The organism is Streptococcus sp. S1, from assembly GCF_034137685.1.
Lineage (GTDB): Bacteria > Bacillota > Bacilli > Lactobacillales > Streptococcaceae > Streptococcus > Streptococcus dentalis.
The window spans coordinates 1,645,751-1,661,869 of record NZ_CP139418.1; the positions used below are offsets into that span (position 1 = coordinate 1,645,751).

Annotated in this window: 18 protein-coding genes, 1 tRNA gene and 1 other RNA gene; 2 read left to right on the top strand and 18 right to left on the bottom strand. The window is 41.8% G+C overall.

The window, feature by feature from the left end:
* Positions 1-33 precede the first annotated feature (33 nt).
* From SM121_RS08055 to dnaG, 7 genes are all read right to left on the bottom strand, one after another.
* Positions 34-121: transfer RNA gene (locus SM121_RS08055), tRNA-Ser, on the bottom strand.
* A gap of 11 nt (positions 122-132) precedes the next feature.
* Positions 133-481: a transfer-messenger RNA gene (gene ssrA, locus SM121_RS08060) on the bottom strand.
* Between the two features lie 101 nt (positions 482-582).
* A complete protein-coding gene (locus SM121_RS08065) occupies positions 583-1,377 on the bottom strand; it encodes a hypothetical protein (protein WP_003011872.1) in 795 nt (264 codons plus the stop codon).
* Between the two features lie 9 nt (positions 1,378-1,386).
* The gene (locus SM121_RS08070) at positions 1,387-2,094 is read right to left on the bottom strand and encodes an ABC transporter ATP-binding protein (RefSeq protein ID WP_003012014.1); all 708 of its coding nucleotides are present in this window, start codon (positions 2,092-2,094) and stop codon (positions 1,387-1,389) included.
* Positions 2,095-2,265: 171 nt separating this feature from the next.
* On the bottom strand, positions 2,266-2,595 hold the full coding sequence (locus SM121_RS08075) for a metal-sulfur cluster assembly factor (protein ID WP_003003687.1): 330 nt from the start codon (positions 2,593-2,595) through the stop codon (positions 2,266-2,268).
* Positions 2,596-2,717: 122 nt separating this feature from the next.
* Complete coding sequence (rpoD, locus tag SM121_RS08080) at positions 2,718-3,827, bottom strand: RNA polymerase sigma factor RpoD (RefSeq protein WP_320910815.1); 1,110 nt, start codon at positions 3,825-3,827, stop codon at positions 2,718-2,720.
* Positions 3,828-3,829: 2 nt separating this feature from the next.
* Complete coding sequence (dnaG, locus tag SM121_RS08085) at positions 3,830-5,608, bottom strand: DNA primase (protein ID WP_320910816.1); 1,779 nt, start codon at positions 5,606-5,608, stop codon at positions 3,830-3,832.
* A 215-nt stretch (positions 5,609-5,823) separates the two neighbouring features.
* On the opposite strand from dnaG, the gene mscL reads away from it, so the two are divergent.
* Positions 5,824-6,204 (top strand): large conductance mechanosensitive channel protein MscL, encoded by a 381-nt coding sequence (gene mscL / locus SM121_RS08090; protein ID WP_320910817.1) that lies wholly within the window; start codon positions 5,824-5,826, stop codon positions 6,202-6,204.
* Positions 6,205-6,305: 101 nt separating this feature from the next.
* On the opposite strand, the gene rpsU is transcribed toward mscL, so the two are convergent.
* Positions 6,306-6,482 (bottom strand): 30S ribosomal protein S21, encoded by a 177-nt coding sequence (gene rpsU, locus SM121_RS08095; protein ID WP_000048054.1) that lies wholly within the window; start codon positions 6,480-6,482, stop codon positions 6,306-6,308.
* 178 nt (positions 6,483-6,660) lie between these two features.
* Between rpsU and SM121_RS08100 the strand changes: the two genes are divergently transcribed.
* A complete protein-coding gene (locus SM121_RS08100) occupies positions 6,661-7,629 on the top strand; it encodes an NAD(P)/FAD-dependent oxidoreductase (RefSeq protein WP_155171573.1) in 969 nt (322 codons plus the stop codon).
* Positions 7,630-7,880: 251 nt separating this feature from the next.
* Here the strand turns inward: SM121_RS08100 and whiA are convergent, their stop codons facing one another.
* The 10 genes from whiA to cdaA all read right to left on the bottom strand — a co-directional run bounded on the left by whiA (position 7,881) and on the right by cdaA (position 16,035).
* Entirely contained in the window at positions 7,881-8,798 is a 918-nt protein-coding gene (gene whiA, locus SM121_RS08105; protein ID WP_049474808.1) for a DNA-binding protein WhiA, read from the bottom strand.
* A complete protein-coding gene (locus SM121_RS08110; protein ID WP_003011861.1) occupies positions 8,795-9,772 on the bottom strand; it encodes a YvcK family protein in 978 nt (325 codons plus the stop codon). Before SM121_RS08110 ends, whiA begins: the two co-directional genes overlap by 4 nt.
* Positions 9,769-10,659, bottom strand: coding sequence for an RNase adapter RapZ (rapZ, locus tag SM121_RS08115; protein WP_320910818.1), 891 nt, complete (start codon positions 10,657-10,659; stop codon positions 9,769-9,771). The genes SM121_RS08110 and rapZ overlap by 4 nt, the downstream gene beginning before the upstream one ends.
* A 77-nt stretch (positions 10,660-10,736) precedes the next feature.
* A complete protein-coding gene (locus SM121_RS08120) occupies positions 10,737-11,120 on the bottom strand; it encodes a RidA family protein (RefSeq protein WP_320910819.1) in 384 nt (127 codons plus the stop codon).
* Between the two features lie 18 nt (positions 11,121-11,138).
* Positions 11,139-11,303, bottom strand: a complete 165-nt coding sequence (locus tag SM121_RS08125; protein WP_003006512.1) for a hypothetical protein — start codon at positions 11,301-11,303, stop codon at positions 11,139-11,141.
* A gap of 50 nt (positions 11,304-11,353) precedes the next feature.
* On the bottom strand, positions 11,354-12,667 hold the full coding sequence (gene obgE, locus SM121_RS08130) for a GTPase ObgE (RefSeq protein WP_003011788.1): 1,314 nt from the start codon (positions 12,665-12,667) through the stop codon (positions 11,354-11,356).
* A 33-nt stretch (positions 12,668-12,700) separates the two neighbouring features.
* A complete protein-coding gene (locus tag SM121_RS08135; protein WP_003011566.1) occupies positions 12,701-12,832 on the bottom strand; it encodes a DUF4044 domain-containing protein in 132 nt (43 codons plus the stop codon).
* A gap of 236 nt (positions 12,833-13,068) precedes the next feature.
* A complete protein-coding gene (gene glmM, locus SM121_RS08140) occupies positions 13,069-14,418 on the bottom strand; it encodes a phosphoglucosamine mutase (protein ID WP_320910820.1) in 1,350 nt (449 codons plus the stop codon).
* A 22-nt stretch (positions 14,419-14,440) separates the two neighbouring features.
* Positions 14,441-15,190 (bottom strand): CdaR family protein, encoded by a 750-nt coding sequence (locus SM121_RS08145; RefSeq protein ID WP_320910821.1) that lies wholly within the window; start codon positions 15,188-15,190, stop codon positions 14,441-14,443.
* Positions 15,187-16,035, bottom strand: coding sequence for a diadenylate cyclase CdaA (gene cdaA / locus SM121_RS08150; RefSeq protein WP_320910822.1), 849 nt, complete (start codon positions 16,033-16,035; stop codon positions 15,187-15,189). Before cdaA ends, SM121_RS08145 begins: the two co-directional genes overlap by 4 nt.
* Positions 16,036-16,119: the final 84 nt, after the last annotated feature.

Here is a 16,119-nt window from a genome sequence, read left to right on the forward strand (position 1 = left end):
AAACACCACTGCTACACAATGATGTCTCAACAACGGAAGACATGGGATTCGAACCCACGCACGCTTTTACACGCCTACCGCGTTTCCAACACGGCCTCTTAAGCCTCTTGAGTAATCTTCCATGAATAAAAAATATGGAGCCGGTGGGAGTCGAACCCACGTCCAAACACCTGCCAGCATATTTGTCTACAACCATAGGTTATGTCTTCTTTTAACAGATACACGACACATAACTCAAGCCCTGTATCTGCGAGTCTATCAATCTCTTATCTAACTCCTAGACAAAGTTAGATCGTATCTCGCTAAAATAAAGACCTGTCATCAAACACGAGCGATTCGAATCGGGTCACGCCTGCTGGTGTTTAGGCAGCTAAAGCGTAAGAATTATTATTTTTTGCAGTTATATTTAACTGGCGTTTTACATCCGCTAGATGAGTTGCAAAATATACCTCATAATGCCTGTCGAATCCGTAACGACCCCAAAACGAATACAATTAGTATATCAAAATCTAGCTAAAAATGCAAAAGAAAAATTGAACAAGAAGGCTTCCACTGGGAAGCTCCTTGCTCAATTTGCTGTTATTATTGAAGATTCAACTTGTACTTGCTGATATAGTGAATGGTGAAGTACATAGAAACAATCTTAATGACTTCATAAATGAGACCTGGAATGAAGTTTGCTCCAAATTCATCAATATTTCCATAAACCAATGCATACACGACAGCATATGAATCTTTAAATGGATTGACTGCTGTACCAATGATACTTAAAACAAGGCACAAGAGAAAACCAAACAAAATAGCCTTAAATCCACGACGATTTTGGAACAGTTGACCAAGTGCGATCGATACATAAAATAATAAGATTCCGGAAGCTGTGGTAAAAATCCACCAGATGATCATCCAATAAGCAATAGAATGACTAAAAGCCTTAGAAATAATACTAAATACAGGAGAGAGATCTTGTCCAATGACAGCGCCCATCACAATAATTGTAATAAAACCACTCAAAAATAGAAGGAATAGGCAGTAAAGACTCGCTACTAAAGCTCCCACAAATTTAGACAAAATGATCGCATGTGGGCTAGCTGGAAGGGTCCAAGTCAAGTAACCTTCACGTCCGTATAAGTTGGAATAGAAACGACGGATAATAATATAATAGTTGCTCAGATAAAGACCGATGACTCCTCCAAAAATGAGAATCCCAAGAGTCCCCGTAATCATTTGCATACTATTGGTTTCCATATTCACAAAACCGTTTGTAGCACTTCCACCGATAACACCTGTAATCACTGACAAACCTAGTGCGATCAAAGTAATCAAAAGATACCATTTACTTGTTGACTTAAATTCGTATTTTAATAATTTACCAAACATGAGGTCCTCCTAATAAACACGGAATTGATCACGGAAGATTTCATCGATAGATTTTCCGTGTTGATTGCGCAAAACAGTCGTATTTTCATGCAAGAGAATTCTTCCTTGGTTGATGAAAATAGCTTCATCCAAAACTTGCTCAATATCCGCAATCAGGTGAGTAGAAATCAAGACAGAAGAGTTTGGACGTCTGTTTTGAATGATGGTCCGCAAAATATAATCACGTGCTGCTGGATCAACCCCACCGATTGGCTCATCAAGAACATACAAGTCAGCTTCACGACTCATCACCAAAATCAATTGCACTTTTTCCTTATTCCCTTTTGAAAGGCTGTTCAATTTTTGATTTGGCTGCAAATGCAAATCGTTGAGCAATTGGTAAGCGCGTTGGACATTAAAATCTGAATAAAAATCTTGGAAATAGCGAATTGCATCGATAATTTTCATATTTTCATTCAGATAGGTTGTATCTGGCAAATAGGAAACCACTTTTTTAGAAGCTGGGGATGGTAATTGCCCATGAATATAGATATTCCCAAGGCTTGGTTGCAACAAACCATTAATCAATTTAATGATGGTTGTTTTCCCACTACCATTGGGACCCAAAAGGCCAATAATGCGGCCAGGTTGGATGTTCAAACTAACATCCATGAGAGCAACTTCATGCCCATAATTCTTTGTCACATGGTCCAAGTAGACCAAAGGATACTGATTCATGTAAATCTCCTTTATTTTCTATTTATGCTATTATACCTTGTCCCCTTGATGATTGCAACTTTATCTGAAAATTTGCTAAGAATTTGTAAATGGTTGTTCAAAAAAATAGGGATAGACAAATCGGAGGTTAGGAAAGCCCTAACCTCCGATTTATTTTGATGCATAGAATGTTTAACTAATTCCAAGTGCGATCCGTGCATAACGGCTCATCTTTTCAACCGTCCAAGCAGGGTACCAGACTAACTTCACATCCACTGATGTCACTTCTTCTACTTCTGCTAAAACATCATGAATCTGATCTGTCAGAAGATCTGCTAATGGACATCCCATGGTCGTTAGGGTCATATCAATGATGGTTGCTCCAGTTTCACCGTCAAAATGGATCTCGTAGACAAGACCTAAATTGACAATGTCAATCCCAAGCTCAGGATCGATTACCTCTTCCAAAGCATTTAAGATTTTATTTTTAATTGCTTCAATTTGCTCAGTTGTATATGCCATATGACTTCCTTTTTTGCTATTTTACTCTCGATAGAATTTCTTGGCTCGGGTTAAAAATGACCACTGGACCTTCCTCGCTTCCGAATTTTTCGGCTCGGGTTAAAAAGATCCGCAGGATCTTTTTAATCCTCTATAAAGTCACGCAATGGTTTGCTTCTGCTTGGGTGGCGGAGTTTGCGGAGGGCTTTGGCTTCGATCTGACGGATCCGTTCACGGGTCACGTTGAAGACTTTGCCCACATCTTCCAAGGTCCGCATTTTCCCATCATCGAGACCAAAACGAAGACGCAAAACATTTTCTTCTCGATCAGTCAAAGTATCGAGGACTTCATCCAATTGTTCGCGTAGTACCACACGAGTGGTGTAGTCTACAGGATTTTCAATCACTTCGTCTTCGATAAAATCTCCCAAATGGCTATCATCTTCTTCCCCAATTGGCGTTTCCAAAGAAACAGGCTCTTGGGCAATCTTCAAGATTTCACGCACCTTGTCTGGCGTCATATCCATGCGTTCAGCGATTTGTTCAGGCGTTGGGTCTTGTCCCAATTCTTGCAAGAGATTGCGTTGTTCACGCACCAACTTGTTAATGGTTTCCACCATGTAGACAGGAATCCGAATGGTACGCGCTTGGTCTGCAATAGCACGGGTGATGGCCTGACGGATCCACCAAGTCGCATAAGTAGAGAACTTGAACCCTTTGGTATAGTCAAACTTATCAACCGCCTTCATCAAGCCCATGTTTCCTTCTTGGATCAAATCCAAAAATTGCATTCCACGACCAACGTAACGTTTCGCAATGGATACAACCAAACGAAGGTTGGCCTCTGCTAGACGTTGTTTGGCTTCCAAATCACCTTGTTCCACTAAGATAGCCAATTCTTGTTCTTCTTCATTGGTCAAAAGAGGAACAACCCCAATTTCTTTCAAGTACATCCGTACTGGGTCATTGACCTTAGCAGAGTTGCTTCCAAGCAATTCCTCATCTGACAACTCTGGATCTTCCTCATTGTTCAACACACGCGCACTTGGGTTGCCGTCTTTATCAGTGATTGAAATCCCTGCATCTTGAATGCGTTGCAAAAGATCTTCAATCCCCTCTGCATCTAGTGTGAATGGAATAACCAACTGGTCATTAATTTCATCATCTGTTGCAGTTCCGCTTTTCTTGTGGCTGCGAATAAATTCTGCAATTTGAACGTCCAATGTTGTAATATCTTTTTGTTCTTTAGCCATTCCTACTCCATTCTTCTTTTTTGAGCGATCAAGCGCTCGAGTTCCAATAAAGCTTTTTCCGCATCCCCTATAGAGGAAGCTTCCTTCACTTTATTTCCAATTTGTTGACTTTCTTTGCGAAGAAGCTCACGATTCCGTGTATCTTCTACTTCTTCTAACTCACCATCTGCTATCTCTTCTGGTAAATCTTCTTCTAACATCCGGTACCAGGCGTGCTGGACCCCTTCAGGTTGCTCGGATAAATCCTGAGAGGTGACTTCTCCATTTTGACAGAGCAATTGATACAAGATCTGTAACTCCGGTGTGTCGAAGGCAAAATCAGGTCGCAAACGGTAATCATTGAGGACCATTGGAAAATCTTTCATCCTACTTAACAAATGATTTTCCGCCTTGATCAAGCGCGTTATCCCACGATTCGGCAAGAGCTCCACTGAAAAAGTCGACGTTTTTGATCGTCCACCTTCTTGCGCTTCTTGCCGTTGATGCAAACGACTATTATTGACAATCTGCTCAATCTGCAAGTAATCGAAATCCGGCAATAAATCGGCTAACTTATAAATATACGTGTTTTGCGCTGTAATGGAGCGCGTCTGGGCGATCATCGGTGCCAACTTTTCGACAAATTCAATTTGTGCTTGCAAGTTCTCAATATACTGGGGTTTCCAGTAGTGCATCAAGAATTCAACCTTACTGATCCGAGAATTCTTCAAGAGGGTAGCTAGATCTTCTGGGGACGTCTTTTTGAGGTATTCATCAGGGTCCATCTGATCAGGGATACGGACGATCTCTAACTCTAAATCCTGCAAGACATCCAAGGCCTTAGCTGTCGCTTCAAGTCCTGCCTTATCCCCATCATAGGTCAGGATGACTTTTTTGGTAAAATGAGACAGGTGCTGAACATGCTCTGGTGTCAATGCTGTCCCCATAGAGGCGACTGCATTTTCTATCCCAGCTCGATAAGCCGCAATGACATCCATAAAGCCTTCCATGATATACATTTCATGTTGCTTTTTAGCGCTCGTCTTGGCTTGATCCAAATGATAGAGTTCATAACTTTTATTAAATAGACGGGTACTACGACTATTCTTGTACTTGGCTTGATGACTGCCATCCTCCGTCATTTTCCACAGCCTACCAGAAAAGGCAATGACCCGTCCACTATCATCCGTCAAGGGAAACATGATCCGATCCTGAAAGGCATCAAAAACCGTTCCAGCATCTGAGATTGTAAACAAACCCGAATCGGTAATCACTTTCTCGGAGAATTTCTCAGAGAGATTTCGATAGAGATAATTTCCTTCTGCTGGTGCTAAGCCCAATTGAAAATGTCGGATCACCTCATCTGTCAGTCCGCGTTCATGCAGATAGTGTCGCGCTTCTTCCCCCATCTTTGTCGTCATCAGAATCGCCTGATAGAATTTACTAGCTTCCTGATGAATCTCATAAAGTTCTTGGTTTGGATTGGCAGACGCTGGTTGGGCAGGTCTTGCCTGGTACTGAAGCGCAATACCAGCCTTATCTGCTACGATCTGGACCGCATCCATAAAGGCGACTCCACGGTAGTCCTCAATAAATTTAAAGACATCTCCAGAGCGACCACATCCGAAACAATGGTAAAACTGCTTATCTTCAACGACATTAAAGGAAGGAGTCTTTTCACCATGAAAAGGACAAAGGCCTAAAAAATTACGGCCAGCCTTGGTCAAAGAAACAACTTCTCCAATGACTTCAACAATGTTTACACTGTTTTTAATTTCTGCAATGAGCTCTTTATCAACCATAAACAGTGCCTCCATTTTACCATAGATTATCACTTTATATTTTATACTAAAAGTTAGTAAAAGTAAATTTTTTCCTACTGATTTCACACATAAAAGAAAAGATTTTCAACCTTTATCACTAATTTAAAAAAATTTAGGCATATTTCTTGTCAGCCAGTTTATTATCCGTTATACTATCATAGTAAAAAATTATTATGAAAGGACATATATAGGATATGTTAAAAGAATTGAAAGCTTTCCTCCTTCGTGGAAACGTTGTTGACCTTGCTGTTGCAGTAATCATCGGGGCTGCATTTGGAGCTATCGTTACATCATTTGTAAACGACATCATCACTCCACTTATTTTGAACCCAGCTTTGAAAGCTGCTGGTGTTGAAAAGATTGCTGAATTGACTTGGAACGGTGTCGCATACGGTAGCTTCTTGAGCGCTGTAATCAACTTCCTTGTTATCGGTACTGTTCTTTTCTTCGTGGTGAAAGCTGCTGAGAAAGCTCAAAACCTTGGTAAAAAAGAAGAAGCTGCTGAAGAAGAAGCTGCTGCTCCTACTCAAGAAGAGTTGCTTGCTGAAATCCGCGACTTGCTTGCAAACAAATAATTAGATAAAAAGATCCGATCTTCTAGCTGGAAGGTCGGTTTTTTTGTCTTCAATGGATGAGAAAAAACAAAAAACAGACCGAAGTCTGTTTCTGTATTCAATTAGAATTTTTTACGTTTACGAGCTGCTTCTGATTTACGTTTACGCTTTACAGAAGGTTTTTCATAGAATTCACGTTTGCGTGTTTCTTGAAGAGTACCAGCTTTAGTAACCGCACGTTTGAAACGACGAAGAGCATCGTCAAGAGATTCATTCTTACGTACTACTGTTTTTGACATATTTTTCACTCCCTTCAAGCCTAAAATCTTAATTATTTTATCACACTTTAATGGGGCTGTCAAGATCTTTTGAAACTTTTCTAGCCTCCCTAGCCTTTATGCTATTTCTTTTTACGACTTTTTCATTCTTCCTATTTTATGATACAATGGAAACAAAGAAAACCCTGAAGGAGATACCATGTCAGAAATTTATGATATTACGATTGTTGGGGGCGGACCAGTTGGTCTGTTTGCTGCTTTTTATGGCAATATGCGCCAAGTTAAAGTCAAACTGATTGATTCCTTACCTCAACTTGGAGGGCAACCAGCCATTCTCTATCCAGAAAAAAGTATCCTCGATGTACCCGGATTTACCAATTTAACAGGTGAAGAATTAAGCAACCGCTTGATCGAGCAAGTCAAGCGATTCGATACACCGATCTTCCTCAATGAAACCGTAGAGAATATTCAAAAAGAAGGTGATCTCTTCACCATCACTACTTCTCGCCAAGTGCATCAGTCTAAAGCAGTCATCATTGCCATGGGGGGAGGAGCTTTTAAACCCCGTTCCCTTGACATTGAGGGAGCTGATGCCTTCGATAACGTCCACTATCATGTTTCAAATATCCAACAATATGAAGGACAGCAGGTGACCGTCCTTGGTGGTGGGGACTCTGCTGTGGACTGGGCTCTTGCTTTTGACAAGATTGCTCCAACTACAATCGTTCACCGTCGGGACAACTTCCGTGCCTTGGAACATAGTGTAGAAGAACTCAAACAATCTTCTGTCAGCATCAAAACACCATTTGTTCCTAGCCGCTTGATTGGCGAAAATGGTCATGCCACTCATCTTGAAATCACAAAAGTTAAATCGGATGAAACCGAACTCCTCCCGATTGATCACTTATTTGTCAACTATGGCTTTAAATCTTCTATCGGAAACTTGAAAGAATGGGGTGTAGAATTGCAACGCCATAAAATCAAGGTGAATCAAAAACAAGAAACCAGCCTTCCTGGAATTTATGCTTGTGGAGACTGCTGCTTCTATGAAGGAAAGATCGATCTCATCGCTACAGGTCTGGGGGAAGCCCCGACAGCTGTAAACAATGCCATCAACTACATCTATCCAGATAAGAAAGTCCAACCAACGCACTCAACTAGTTTATAATAAAATAAGTTAATTGATTCTGAAAAGAAGTAAAAATGAGTCCCTATTTTTAGAACAAGTCAAGAAAATAAAAAAACTTTCCGCTGTGAGAAAAGTGACTGAAACAATACGTTTCAGTCACTCGGGAGTTTTGAGACATTAGGCTCAAAACTAAGTCATGGAACTTCTATGAAGTTCGCTGACGTCCGTACTCACCTAAGGAAAATTTTTAAAAAGACTTTATCCTCATTATGAAAGGCCTTTGGCCTTTTTTATTTGTCTAAATCGTCTGCTATCTTATTGATCTTACGCAAGCGGTGATTGACACCGCTTTTTGAAATAGGTTGTTGCAAACTATCTGCGATCTGCTGGATGGAATAATCTGGATGATTCATCCGGATATAGGCAACTTCTTGCAGGTCGCTTGGTAAACTCCCTAGACCGACCGTATCCACAATTTTGCTGATATTATTTATGGTTTTCATACTGGCTGTGACTGTGCGCTGGATATTGGCCATTTCGGCATTATTGGCCCGATTGAGGTCATTGCGCGTCTCTCTCATGACCTTGATGGACTCAAATTCCTGCATGGCTTGCATGGCCTCTACCACAATTAGAAAATCAATAATATCTTCCGCTCTTTGCAAATAGGTTACAACACCCTTTTTACGCTCGATGGTTTTTGCATCTAGTAAAAATCCTTGCATAAGAAGAGCAATTCCTTCCGCATGGTCTGTATAAACAGAATGAATTTCCAGCTGGTACTTCCCTTTTTCAGGATCTTTAATCGAACCGCTCGACAGAAAAGCACCCCGAAGATAAGCACGACTAGCTGCTTCATCTTCTAAAACACTAGCATCAATGCCTGTCTCAATCCCAAAGAAGGCATCTGCCAAATGCAAGTCAGCCAAAATCTCTTCCACCTTCTCATCCAAGAATACTGTGTAGACACGATTTTTTTTTAAGTTAGTTTTTTGGTGGTGGCGAATATCTGATTTTGCCTCATAGAAATGATGCAACAATTCATAGATATGACGAGCGATCTTGGCATTTTCTGTCGTTACCGAGAGCGTCAAGCCCCCCATTGAAATCCCAAGACTTCCAGACATCTTGATAATGGCAGCCAATTCACTTTTTTCAAATCGCTTGAGAGACAATAATTCTTCTTTGACACGAACCGTAAAACTCATTTTCTCACCTGCACAATCCGCATCAGCTCTTCAACTACTTTTTCGCCATCATGAAAGGCTCCTCCATTGACCAGCTTCAAGAAATCCGAAGAAATCACTTGGGGAACTTGCGAGTGGAGGCCCTTAAAATCGTGCTCTACCTGCACCAAATATTCATCAAATTTATTGCTGTTCATATAAGCTGCAGGAACCTGATTGATATTGACAAGGACAGTATCGATGAACTTTTCTCCCAAGTGTTTATGGAGCACAGAAACGTGGTCACTATCTGTAAAATGCTCGGTTTCTCCTCTTTGGGTCATAATGTTGCAAACATAGGATATCTGAGCTTTGGTTTCAAGGATGGCTGATCCAATCTCGTCAATCATCAAATTAGGAAGAATCGAGGTAAAGAGAGAGCCTGGACCCAAGACGACCATATCACTTTCAAGAATAGCTTCCACCACTTTTTTACTAGCCTTTGGGCGCTCTTGATCAAAGGTATTGGTCACATAGACATGATCAATCATGCCGGTGTAGTTGGCAATGTGGCTTTCTCCTACCACTTCTTTTCCATCTTGAAAGACGGCATGAAGGGTCAAGGGACTATCACTGGAAGGATAGATCTTGCCGGTCGTATGAAAGAACTTGGTTAACAACTGCATGGCATTATAGGTCGAGCCTTGCATCTCTGAAATCCCTGCAATGATCAAGTTTCCCAAAGGGTGTCCGGCCAAAGGGCCATCATCGTCTGCAAAGCGGTATTGAAAGACCTTCTCATAAAAACGAGGCATATCTGACATGGCAACCAGCACATTTCTAAGATCCCCAGGTGGTGTCAATTTTTGGATGTTCTTCCGCAATTCACCTGAACTCCCGCCATCATCGGCAACGGTTACAATAGCAGTGATATCGACTGGTTTCTTTCTCAGACTATCGAGAATAACAGAAATCCCTGTTCCTCCTCCAATAACAGTTACTTTAGGTTTTCTCATGAGCGATTCACCGTTTCTTTCCGTCTGTCCTTGTCTCTATGACTGCAATTGACCTGCCAATGACTTTCTAAATCATGCGATAAGCGCTCTGCAAAGGCTACCGAACGGTGTTGTCCACCGGTACAGCCCATAGCGATGGTGAGAACGGATTTACCCTCGCGTTTATAAGACGGTAAAATAGGAACAATCAAGTCATGGAGATGACGGTAAAAGTCTTCTGATTCAGGGTGGTCCATAACATAATCATAGACAGCCGGATCTTGACCAGTTAAATTCCTCAACTCCAATTTATAGTAAGGATTTGGAAGAAAACGCACGTCAAACACGAGGTCAGCGTCGATCGGAAGGCCATATTTAAAGCCAAATGACATGACCTCAACCCGAAAATCTGGCTGATTGTCTTGACTGGCAAATTGTTCTGCTATGGTTTTTCTTAAATTACGAGGCGTCAACTCAGTGGTATCCACTACATTTTGACTAATATTTTTTAATGGAGACAGGAGTTCTCTCTCTAGGGTAATCCCATCTAAAACACGACCATCTGCTGCTAGTGGGTGGCTACGACGAGTTTCTTTGTATCGTGCTACCAACTCACTGTCAGTAGCATCTAAGAACAAGACCTTAAAATCTAGATCTTCTTGGTTATCCAATTCATCCAAGACGGTACGAATTTCATTGAAAAATGAACGGCTCCTCATATCTACTACGATCGCCAATTTACTGTTATCTGGGCTGTGGCGCATGAGCTCAATAAATTTCAGCAAGAGCGCCGGTGGCATATTGTCGATGGTAAAGTAACCCAAATCCTCAAACGATTGGATGGCGACGGTCTTACCAGCACCGCTCATCCCTGTTACCATGACCAGTTGAATCTTACTTTCTGTCATTTTCTCCTCCCATAAATAAAACAGAGTGGCCTACAGTTTCCTGCTCTCCACTCTGTCTTTTTGTCTTTGAATGGTTATTAGGCATTGATTTCCGCAATAACTTCAATTTCTACCTTCACATCACGTGGCAGGCGTGCTACTTCAACAGCAGAACGAGCTGGAAACTCTGTAGTAAAGACTGTTTTATAGACCTCATTAAAAGGTACAAAGTCATTCATATCACTTAAGAAACAAGTGGTTTTCACCACATGGTCAAAGTCTGTCCCAGCCTCTTCCAAAATAGCCCCAATATTCTTTAAGACTTGCTCCGTTTGTTCTTGGATTGTTTCGCCAATGATTTCGCCTGTTTCAGGTGACAAAGGAACTTGTCCACTTGCAAAGAGAAGATTGCTTACGATTTTCCCTTGAACATAAGGTCCGATTGCTGCGGGTGCTTTATCTGTATGAATTGTTTTTGCCATCGTATTCTCCATGTCTTTTTACTTCTGCTGGTTTTCTTTTGCTAATTTTTCCCTCTGTAAGCGCAATTTGCGTTTAGGATTTAGCGTATTAAAGAGCTCTTCTAGTTTTTCAGCATTCCAAACATCGGCTGCTGAAACAAAATTTCCATTTTCATCTCGAAAAGATATTGGTTTATCTCCCACTGAAAAAGCCTCACTTCTAATTTGGAATCCTTGATCCACAAGGATCACACTTAATCAACAAATTCAAATTCAAATTTACCGATCCGAACGATATCGCCATCTTTTGCCCCACGCGCACGGAGAGCTTCATCAACCCCCATGCCACGCAATTGACGAGCAAATTTCATGACCGCTTCATCACGATCGAAATTGGTCATATTGAAAAGCTTTTCAAGTTTTTCACCAGACAAGACCCAAGCGGCATCGTCATCCCGACTAATGTCAAAGGCTGGCTGGTCTTCATCAAAGCCGTAGTATACTTCTTCTTGTGCCATTTCATCTTCTGAATACAAGAGGAATTCTGGCGTTTTGTCTAACAATTCTGCTGTTGCTTCTAACAAATTGTCCAAACCTTGATGTGCCAAACTAGAGATTGGGAAGATCTGTGGCAATTCATCAAACTCATCGTAATTGGCTGCCAATTTCTTCTTGAATTCTTTCAAGTTTTCTTGGCTCTCTGGCATATCCATCTTATTTGCCACGATAATCTGAGGACGTTCCATCAAACGAAGATTATAGGTTTCAAGCTCTTTATTAATTTGAACATAATCTTCATAAGGGTCGCGTCCTTCACTGGCTGACATATCAATAACATGCAAGATAACCCGGGTGCGCTCGATGTGGCGAAGGAACTGGGTTCCTAGTCCAACACCTTGGCTAGCTCCTTCAATCAATCCAGGAAGGTCTGCGACTGCAAAGGATTCACCTGATGGCGTCCGAACCATGCCCAAGTTTGGAACGATGGTAGTGAAATGATAAGCTCCAATCTTTGGTTTGGCTGAAGTGATGACACTGAGAAGGGTTGATTTCCCAACAGAAGGGAAGCCAACCAAACCAACGTCTGCCAAGACCTTGAGTTCTAATTCGAGTTCGCGTTCCTGACCAGGTTCCCCATTCTCAGAAATCTCTGGAGCTGGATTCTTTGGAGTAGCAAAACGAATGTTTCCACGTCCGCCACGGCCACCGTGTGCGACAATGTACTCTTGTCCATTTTCAACTAGGTCAGTGATGACCTTGCCAGTCTCAGCATCTCGGACGGTCGTTCCTTGAGGAACTCGTACATAGAGATCTTCTGCCCCACGTCCGTGCATCCCTTTGGTCATTCCTTTTTCCCCATTTTGGGCTTTGAAATGCCGGTTATAACGGAAGTCCATTAGAGTACGCAAGCCTTCGTCTACTAGGAAGATGACATTGCCACCACGTCCTCCATCACCCCCCCAAGGTCCACCATTGGGGACATATTTTTCACGACGAAAGGCCACCATGCCATCGCCGCCATTTCCAGCCTTGACCTTTATCTTGGCTGTATCTAAAAACATACTCATAAATAGATGATTTCCTTTATTCCTGCTTGCATCTTAATAAGAAAGAGCACCAATTGCAGTTGCAAAGATTGCACCAACGGTGACAATCAACATAATCACAATCACGACCATCGTAATCATTTCAAATGGTGTTTTTTTACGTTTTCCGTTATCTCCAAAAGCCACTTCTAAATACCTCGATTACATTAAATTCATTAGTAGCCCTATTTTACCACGAATGAGAGGATTTTTCAAATCGAGCCTACACAAAAAGACCAGACATGAGGCTGATCTCTTTGTGCCAAGAGGTGTTTCTTTCCATGAACAGAAGGTATTAAAGCTCGTACACTGGACTAATAGGTATGGTCCATCTATAAACCCGACTTTTGAACACAAAAACTCACACCTAGACACATTCATTTTTAGAGTCCAATTTCTGCTTGGACAACTGCAGCAATGGTATCCACATAGTAGTCCACTTCTTCATTGGTTGGTGCTTCTGCCATCACTCGAAGGAGGGGTTCAGTTCCACTTGGACGTACCAAAATACGTCCATTTCCTGCCATTTCTGCTTCCATTTTTTCAATGATTTCACGAATAGCAGACACTTCCATCGCCTTGTCTTTCATGCTATTTTCAACCCGGATATTGACCAGTTTTTGCGGATAAATGGTCACTTCTGCAGCCAATTCAGATAATTTCTTGCCGGTTTCTTGCATGATTTTTGTCAATTGTACACCTGTTAATTGGCCATCACCAGTTGTGTTGTAATCCATGATGACTACGTGACCAGATTGCTCACCACCAAGGTTGTAACCAGACTTGCGCATTTCTTCGACGACATAGCGGTCTCCAACAGCTGTAATTTCTTTTTGAATTCCTTTCGCATCCAATGCCTTATGGAATCCGAGATTGGACATGACGGTCGTGACGATCGTATTTTTCTCGAGCAAGCCCTTGCTTGAAAGGTAAGAACCGATGATGTACATGATCTTATCGCCGTCTACGATCTCTCCATTTTCATCCACTGCAATTAAGCGATCGCTGTCTCCATCAAAGGCAAGACCAATCGCTGCGCCAACTTCTTTTACTTTCTCTTGCAAATGTTCTGGGTGAGTAGAGCCAACCCCATCATTGATGTTCAAACCATCTGGGTTTTCACCGATGACGGTCAATTGAGCTCCCAAATCTGCAAAGATTTGACGGGCACTTGTTGAGGCTGCACCATTTGCTGTATCTAAGACTACGTGTATACCCTCGAGTTGGACCCCTGTCGATACAAGGAATTCTTGATACTTACGCAAGCCTTCTGGATATTCCATAACCGTTCCTAAACCTTGCGCACTTGGACGTGGAAGGGTATCTTCAGCGGCATCAAGCAAGGCCTCAATTTCAAGTTCACGATCATCATCCAATTTGAAGCCATCACCACCAAAGAATTTGATGCCATTGTCCAAGGCTGGATTGTGGCTAGCAGAAATCATAACTCCGGCGCTGGCTTTTTCCGTACGAACTAGATAAGCGACACCTGGTGTTGCAATCACACCCAACTTGTAGACACGAATTCCAACAGATAAGAGGCCAGCAATCAAGGCATGCTCTAACATTTCACCAGAAATACGCGTATCACGTCCAACAAATACCAAGGGTGTTTCTTCTTCATGTTGGCTCAATACATAGCCACCGAAACGACCTAATTTAAAGGCCAATTCTGGCGTTAATTCTACATTTGCTTCTCCACGGACACCGTCCGTTCCAAAATATTTACCCATTCTTTATTACCTTTTTTACTTTCTAATTACTTGAACTGGAGGAGGTCGACGACGAACTGCTTGAGCTTGACGTAGACGAACTACTCTTTGTGGTTATTTGAATCCGTGTTTCACTCGGATTTACCAGACCTGGTAGACCCTCTCCTTGAGCATCTACCGGATTTAATGAAAGAGTTCCACTATAATTTCCACTGATGATCTCACTGGATGGGAAGACAGCTTCGACATGATCAATGCGACTCAATGTTTCTTGATCACTCGTTACTTCTACCTTTGTTGTTTCGAGAGAAACATCCGTTACCGTAATTCCATCCACGATTTGATTGTCCGGGATCGTGGCTCTGACAGCAAACGATTTTTTCGCTTTCTTCCCGATCTTTACAGACACTTTCTGAGGCTCTACGGTTGCGGTCAAACCAGCCGGAAGATCTTCTACAATCAACGGTACTTCGACGGTACCTTCCTTGGCCTTACGAAGATCCGCTACCACGCGAAATTTTCGCGTTCCCGGTTGCATTTCGCTTGCTAGAGCGACCCGGTTTGAACCCTTTAGAAAGACCGTTACCTCTGATGTTAACCCACTGACAAAGTATGTCTTGTCATTGTACTTGGCATCAATTGGAATATTGGTCAAGGTATTGGTGTAGGTCTCTGAACTCACTTGTCTTGCGCTACTATTATTTTGAAAATTAAAGGAAGACGCATTGATAAACAAGATAAAGGACAATAAGACGGAAGAGAAAACATAAAGAAATTCTTTTTTAGATCTCATTTTGTGACCCTCCCAAATAGACGCTCTTTCCAACTAGTCGTTTTATTCTCTTCAGGAACCAAGAAGGCTCTCAATTCTGCCTCAAACTCTTTTAAGGTTAAATCGTGAAGGAAGGTTCCATTATAAGTCACAGAGATCCCACCCGTTTCTTCTGATACCACAAAGGTAAAGGCATCCGAAACTTCAGATAAACCAATGGCTGCGCGGTGACGTGTTCCAAACTCTTTTGAAATTCCAGTGTTTTCGGTCAAGGGCAGGTAGGCACAAGAAACAGCTATTTTATCATTGCGGACAATGACGGCACCATCGTGTAAAGGAGTATTAGGAATGAAGATATTAATCAGCAATTCTCCTGAAATTTCTGCATCTAGAGGAATCCCTGTGGAAATATATTCCTGAAGGGTTCTGGCTCCTTGAATGGCTACCAAGGCACCAATCTTACGTGGGCTCATATAAGCTACTGCCTTGACATAGGCCTGCACCATCTTCTCTTCCTGACTGACTTCACTCGTCGTAAAGAATTCTATCGCTCGACCCAGACGTTCTAAACCAATCCGAATCTCAGGGGAGAAAATCACAACCAGGGCGATAACCCCATAGGTAATCACTTGATTGATCAGCCATGAAATAGTCGTGAGACCTAAGAAATTGGCTAAAAACTGCACCAAGAAAAAGATAATAACTCCACGAACCAAAATCATGATCTTGGTCCCGACGATGGCCTTGATCAAAAAATACAACAACCAAGCCACCAGGGCAATATCGATGATATTGATAACAACACTCCACCAATTTGGGAACAAACTGGTCCAAAATTGTGGATTTGTAAACTGTTGAATATTCATATTCTCATACCTACCACTTCTCTAAAAGACATCATCCTATTATAACACGTTTCAACAGATTTTTCTGTAACCTTCTGATGCTTT